This window comes from Rhodoblastus sp., assembly GCF_041915505.1.
Lineage (GTDB): Bacteria > Pseudomonadota > Alphaproteobacteria > Rhizobiales > Beijerinckiaceae > Rhodoblastus.
This window is the reverse complement of sequence record NZ_JAYSBG010000207.1, coordinates 1-6,383: the sequence shown is the minus strand read 5'-3', so window position 1 is coordinate 6,383 and position 6,383 is coordinate 1. Positions and strand designations below refer to the sequence as shown.

At 66.3% G+C, this 6,383-nt stretch carries 8 protein-coding genes; 4 read left to right on the top strand and 4 right to left on the bottom strand.

Features of this window, described 5'->3' with window-relative positions; translation table 11 throughout:
* On the top strand, window positions 1–175 hold a 175-nt coding region (locus tag ACE3S9_RS12985; protein WP_374546890.1), incomplete at its 5' end, for an Asd/ArgC dimerization domain-containing protein.
* 47 nt (window positions 176–222) lie between these two features.
* Here ACE3S9_RS12985 and ACE3S9_RS12980 read toward each other — a convergent pair.
* The 4 genes from ACE3S9_RS12980 to ACE3S9_RS12965 form a co-directional block, all read right to left on the bottom strand.
* Window positions 223–810, bottom strand: a complete 588-nt coding sequence (locus ACE3S9_RS12980; RefSeq protein ID WP_374546889.1) for a TetR/AcrR family transcriptional regulator — start codon at window positions 808–810, stop codon at window positions 223–225.
* A gap of 20 nt (window positions 811–830) precedes the next feature.
* Entirely contained in the window at window positions 831–1,223 is a 393-nt protein-coding gene (locus ACE3S9_RS12975; protein WP_374546888.1) for a tautomerase family protein, read from the bottom strand.
* Window positions 1,224–1,314: 91 nt separating this feature from the next.
* Window positions 1,315–1,680 (bottom strand): hypothetical protein, encoded by a 366-nt coding sequence (locus ACE3S9_RS12970; RefSeq protein WP_374546887.1) that lies wholly within the window; start codon window positions 1,678–1,680, stop codon window positions 1,315–1,317.
* A gap of 54 nt (window positions 1,681–1,734) precedes the next feature.
* A complete protein-coding gene (locus ACE3S9_RS12965) occupies window positions 1,735–2,430 on the bottom strand; it encodes a carbonic anhydrase (RefSeq protein WP_374546886.1) in 696 nt (231 codons plus the stop codon).
* Between the two features lie 201 nt (window positions 2,431–2,631).
* On the opposite strand from ACE3S9_RS12965, the gene ACE3S9_RS12960 reads away from it, so the two are divergent.
* The 3 genes from ACE3S9_RS12960 to ACE3S9_RS12950 form a co-directional block, all read left to right on the top strand.
* Complete coding sequence (locus ACE3S9_RS12960; protein WP_374546885.1) at window positions 2,632–3,513, top strand: CoA ester lyase; 882 nt, start codon at window positions 2,632–2,634, stop codon at window positions 3,511–3,513.
* A gap of 109 nt (window positions 3,514–3,622) precedes the next feature.
* Complete coding sequence (locus ACE3S9_RS12955) at window positions 3,623–4,921, top strand: hypothetical protein (protein WP_374546884.1); 1,299 nt, start codon at window positions 3,623–3,625, stop codon at window positions 4,919–4,921.
* A gap of 57 nt (window positions 4,922–4,978) precedes the next feature.
* A partial coding sequence (locus ACE3S9_RS12950; protein WP_374546883.1) for a heme biosynthesis protein HemY occupies window positions 4,979–6,383 on the top strand: 1,405 nt, incomplete at its 3' end.

The window sequence follows — 6,383 nt, the reverse complement described above, 5'->3', positions numbered from 1 at the left end:
GGGCGAGGACGCCACCTATATTTCGCGCATCCGCGAGGACGCGACGGTGGAGAACGGCCTGGCCTTCTGGTGCGTGTCGGACAATCTGCGCAAGGGCGCGGCGCTCAACGCGGTGCAGATCGCCGAGGCGATGATCAACCGCAAGCTGCTGGTCCCCAAGCGCAAGGCCGCCTGAGGCACAAGGCGAAAGATGAGACAAACGCCGGGGAAACCCGGCGTTTTTCATTTGCGCAAGACGTTCAGAACCTGCCGCGCGCCGTCGAGCGCCCGCGTCATGCGCTCCGGGTCCCAATGCGCGCGGGCGAGAACGAATCCGCCCTCAACGGCCGATAGGAAGAGAGCCGCGAGCGCCCTGTCGTCGGCGTCAGCGGCGATAGCGCCGGATCTGCGCGCTTCTCGTAACGCAAGCGCCAGGAAATCCTCGATCCTTTGCAGGAAATCGGCGATGGAGAGGCGAAATTCGGGCTCGGCCATCGCCATTTCATTGGCGAGCCGAGCCATGCGGCAGCCGCGCAGGGCGTCGCGTTCGCGCGCGAGATAATCCTCGATCCGCTGCAAAGGCGGTTTTTCGGGCGCGAAGATCGACTCGATCGAGGCTTTTTCCTCCGCCGCCATTTCCGCGAGCGCGACGCAGGCAAGATCGAGCTTGCCTGCGAAATGATGATAGAGGCTGCCCTGCCCCGCGCCCGAGCGCGCCATGACGTCGCGCGGACTCATGGCGTCGAAGCCGCGCTCCCACAGCAGGTCCTTGGTGGCGCGCAGGATTTTCTCGCGCGTGGGATGGTCAGCCTTGGGATGGTCGGACTTCAAATGTTGAGACCTCGAAAAGCTCAGACATGAGCGGGCGGTCGATCCGCATATTGCGCGATTCCGTCGCCGAAGGACCAGTTTTCCAGCGTTGTTTCGACCAGATGGGCGAAAATATTGCGCTTTTCGACACCGGCCTGCTCGAGATTCTCCGCGAGGGCGCGGAAAAGAGCGCGCTTCTTGTCGACGCTACGGCCTGCCGAGAGATGGATCTCGACGAAGAGCGCGCCGTCGTCGCGGGAAATGCCGAGGTAATTTGGGTCCACGATCATGTCATCGCCGCAGGTTTCGATGATCTGGAAACGATCCTGGACCGGAACATCGACCGCGCCGAGCGCGCGATGAACGGCGTCGGCGATGGCGCGCCGCTCAGGCGCGGAGCGAGCGGTCTTTAGACTGATGCGCACGAAAGGCATGGCGTCCTCCTTTTTTCGACGAAACTGTACATACTACTTGTTACAGTTTTGCGCAAGCGCTCCGCGTGGCTCGTTTGGAAAGCCAGTGAATCTATTTTTCGGAGATCGTCAGCCCGGCTTTCCTGGCGACATAGAGCCCGTCGCTATTGCCGCATTCGGCCACGCCCGTCGCTTGATAGCGATAGACGTTCCAGGTCGGGCTGGCCACCACGATCGTCACATTGCCCGCATTCGGCCGCGAGGCGGCGGCGGCGAGACGCCCGTCCTCGTCATAGACATAGCCCTGCCGAGAGCCGGGGCTCGCGGACGTCGCCTCTGAACAGGCCGCGAGCCATTCGTGATAGCGATAACCGGCGATCCGGGCCTGCGCGACATAATAAGCGGGCGTCAGCGCGAGGAAGGACGTCATGGCGATCATCATGACGATCACGGCGAAGGTGGCGCCTTTCCGGTTCATTGAAACATCCCTGCGCACCCGGACTGCGGCGCTCACTGAAAGATTTGGTTGGGCTCAGAACCGCGGCGCGCTGCCGAGCGCTTCCCGATAGGTTTCGGCGGCGACCTGCTGGAAAGTCCCCTGGCTTTCGTCCAAAGCCAGAAGCTCGCCGCTGCGAACGCCGAAATAGGCGCCGTGCAGGGTGAGCCAGCCACGCTGCTCAAGCGTCGCTATATAGGGGAAGCTGCGCAGATTGGCGATGCTCTGCTTGATCGATTCCCAGGCGAGCCGCTCCGACCAGTTTTGCAAGGGCTCGGTCGGCGCGCCGATCTTCTCGGCGGCCGGGGCGAGCAGCTTGATCCAGCCGCCGATGAAATCGCCCGGCGCCAGCGGGCGCATATAGGGATCGTGCTGCAATTCGGCATAGGCCTTCACGCCGCCGCATTGGGCGTGACCCATGATGACGATATGCTTGACCTTGAGGCCCATGACCGCGAATTCGATCGCGGCCGACGTGCCGTGGTAATCGTCGTTCGGCTTATAGGGCGGCACCAGATTGGCGACATTGCGCAAAACGAACATCTCGCCCGGGCCGGCGTCGAAGATCTGTTCCGGCGAGACGCGGGAATCGCAACAGCCGATCAGCAGGATTTCCGGACTCTGGCCGCGCTGGGCCAGCTCCTCGAATCGCTCGCGTTCGCGCGGAAAGCGGCCATTGAGAAAATTTTCATAGCCCTCAGCGAGCCGTTTTGGAAAATTCGCTTCGCCCATTCGATCCCCATCCCGGCGCGGGCGCGCCAGCCATCCAAACCAGCGAGTTTTGCCGCATCGCGGCAAAAAGAGCAAACCTTGCCTTCCGCAAGCCTGTTCGCAAGACCGCGCGCCGGAAACCAAAACACCAAAATGACAATGGCGTGAAGGTTACGCCTTGATTATTGTGCCCTGCGAAAATTCACCAGCAATGGAGCCGCCATGACCAGCCTTCGCCCCCGCCGCAGCGTCCTCTATATGCCCGGCTCGAACGCGCGCGCGCTGGAAAAGGCCAAGACCATCGCCGCCGACGCCTTGATCCTCGACCTTGAAGACGCCGTGGCGCCTGACGTCAAGGATCTCGCGCGCGAACAGGTTGTGGCCGCCGTGAAGGCGGGCGGCTTCGGCCGCCGCGAAGTGGTGATTCGCGTCAATGGCGCCAGCACGCCCTGGGGCGAGTCCGATCTCATCGCCGCCGCCAAGGCGGGGCCCGACGCCATCCTCATCCCGAAGGTCTCGACGCCGGGCGACATCATGGTCACCGCCAAGGCCCTGCGCGACGCGGGCGCGCCGGACCACACCAAGATCTGGGCGATGATGGAGACGCCGGTCGCCATTCTGAACGCCGATTCGATCGTGCGCACCGCGCTCGACCCGAATTCGCGGCTCGCGGTTCTGGTGATGGGCACCAATGACATCGCCAAGGAAACCCGCGCCCGCCTCACGCCCGGTCGTCCGTCGATGCTGGCCTTTCTCTCGATCTGCGTCGCCGCCGCCCGCGCCCATGGCGTGGAAATCGTCGACGGCGTCTATAATGATTTTTCCAACGAAGCCGGCTTCCGCGCCGAATGCGAACAGGGCCGCGATCTCGGCATGGACGGCAAGACCCTGATTCACCCGAATCAGGTCGCGATCTGCAACGAGGTCTTCGCCCCGTCAGAAGCCGAAGTGGGTTTCGCGCGGAAAATCATCGAGGTGTTCGATCTGCCCGAAAACGCCGCCAAGGGCGCGCTGCAAATCGACGGCAAGATGGTCGAGCGACTGCACGCCGATATGGCGCGGCGTACGGTGGCCATAGCCGACGCGATCGCCGGCAGCGCCTGAATCCGCGCCTGAGCGCGACAGGAGCGTCCAATCCCAATTGCCGGTTTCCTCGGCGCGCGCGCCCGCTATAATGGCGCGCAAAACAGTGGGAATTGGCGAGGAAATTCGGATGAGCGACCAGAACGGCGGCAAGACCGAGGCGGACGACGCCGATTCCGGGCGCCAAGCCGCCGCAGGCGCAGAGACTGCCCCCGCGGGCGCCAAACCTGGCGATATGGAGCCCAAACTGCACGAGGCGGCGCGGGACCACGTTCCGCCTGTGATCGAAGGCGAGGCGACAGAAATCGCGCCCGAGGGCGAAAAGCCGTCCGAAGACATCGAAGCCGCTCCCGCAGCGGCGGCCGAGAGCAAGTCCGAACCGATTCCGGCCGAGCCGGGACAGCCGGCGGAGGAAGCGCCGCGCCGCGGCGGCGCGCTGGTTCCCGTCGCCGTTCTGATCGGGGCCGTCGCCTTGGGCGGTGGCGGTTATTATCTTTGGAACGCGCAGCAAGGCGCGGCGCCCGAGGCCACGACCGCCCAGACGACGGCGGCTCCGATCGCGGCGCCAAAGCCTGCCGCGCCCGCCGAGCCGCCGGCGCGAATCGCCCAGAAGCCGCCCGAGCCGACGCCTCCTGCGCCGACGCCGCCGAAAAGCGAGGCCCCCGCCGCCGCGCCAGCGGAGAACAAGCCGGTTGCGCCCGCTCCCGCCGCCAATGCCGCAACCGACAAGGCGGTCGCCGAAATGGCCGCCAAACTGGCGGCTACGCAAAGCCTGATCGAGCGTCTGAACCAAAGATTGCAGGCGGTCGAAACCCAATTATCCGCCCCGAAGGACGAGGCCCGCGCGACGCTCTCGGAGCGCGACGCCAGCGCCTCGGCGGCGGGCGAGGCGGCCGCGCGGCTCGTCGTGGCGCAAAGCCTGTTGTCCGCCCTGCGCCAGGGCGACGATTTTTCCGCCCAGCTCGCGGCCTTGCAAAATTTCGGCGCCAATCCCGCCCGCCTCGCGCCCTTGCGCGCCGGCCTGACCGCGCCGACGCCGAGCCGGCTCGCAACCGATTTTGCCGCGCTTGCGCCAAAACTGGTCGCCGCCGCGACGCCGGCGCCCAAGGAGAGCGACGCCAAGCCAAGCCCGGACGCACATCCTTCCGTCTGGGCCTATATCCAGGCCCAGACGCGCCGATTCGTGCGGATTCGCCCCGCCGGCGCGCCGGACAAGGACGCCGCCGAACAGCAGGTCGACAAGATTACGCAAGACCTGCACGCCGGCGATCTCGCCAAGGCTTTGGCGGACCGCCAGCAGTTGCCGGCCGCCGCGCTCGCTCTGACCGCCGATTGGGCGACCGCGGCGCAGGCCCGGCTCGCGGCGGAAGCGGCGGCGAAGGCGGAACTTGCCGAAGCCCTGCAGAATTTGACCAAGACCAAAAGCTGAAGCCCCTTCTGACGGCGCGGCCCGCCGCGCCGCCGCCTTCGCATTCGAGTAGAGCCCATGGTCCGCATTCTGGTCTTTCTGTTCGTGCTCGGCCTTGTCGCGCTGGGACTCGGCGTCCTCATCGAGCAGCCCGGCTCGCTGTCCCTGACCTGGTTCGGCTATCGCATCGACACCACGCCCCTGGCCGGGCTCGGCGTCGTCGCCTTGTCCGCCATCGTGCTGTGGAGCGTGATCCGCTTCATTTTCAATGTTCCGAGCCTGGTCTCGGTCGCTGCCCGGGCGCGGCGGCGCGCCAAGGGCCATGAGGCGCTGGCGCGCGGCATCATCGCCGCCGGCGTCGGCGACGCGCGCAAGGCCCGCAAGGCGAGCCTGGACGCGAAAAAGCTCGCGCCGCACGAGCCGCTGACCCTGCTGCTGGAGGCGCAAGCCGCGCAGCTCGCCGGCGATCGCGCGGGGGCCGAACGCGTGTTCCGCGCCATGACCGAGAAGCCCGAGACGAAATTGCTCGGCCTGCGCGGCCTGCACGCCGAATCCTTGCGGCAGGGCGACCATGACCGAGCCCATCAGATCGCGCTGGAGGCCCAGAACATTACGCCGCTCGGCTGGTCGGGCCAGGCCCTGCTCGACCGCTACACCACGCAGAACGATTGGGAGGCGGCGCGGCTGTGCGTCGCCCAGAATCTCAAGGCCAAACTGATCGATTCGGAAACCGCCAACCGCCAGAAGGCCGTGCTCGACACCGCCCAGGCGATGGAATGCGAGATGACCGATCCCGAGCGGGCGATCAAGCTCTTGCGCGCGGCGGCAAAAAAGGCGCCCGATCTGGTCCCGGCCACCGCTTTGCTGGGCCGGCTGCTGTCGCGCCGCGGCGATTTCCGCGCCGGCTCCAAATTGATCGAAGCCGCCTACGCAAAGGCGCCTCATCCCGATCTCGCGCGGACCTATGTCGAAATGCGGCATGGCGATTCCGCCTCCGACCGGCTCGCCCGTGCGAAAACCCTGGCCAAATGCGCGCCCGAGGCCCCGGAAAGCGCGATGATGATCGCAACGGCGGCGATCGGCGCGCGCGATTTCGCCGCCGCGCGCGCGGCGATGGCCCCGCTGGTCGCGAGCGGCGAGCGCCCGACGGCGCGGATGTGCGTGATCATGGCCGAGCTGGAAGAGCGCGAACATAATGCGCAGGGTCTGGTGCGCGAGTGGCTGGCTCGCGGCTCGCGCGCGCCCCATGACGCGGTCTGGATCGCCGACGGCCATTGGTCGCGGCAATGGGCGCCGGTTTCCCCGGTCACCGGAAAGCTCGACGCCTATCGCTGGATGCAGCCCAAGGAAGAGCTGGCCGGCCCGGTCGAGGAGCCGCCGCCCGCCTATGAGCCGCCGGCCTTGGAAGTCGAAGCCGCGCCAGTCGCGGCCATCGAGGAGGCCAAAGCCCAGGCGCCAAAGACTCACGACGTCGAGGCCCCTG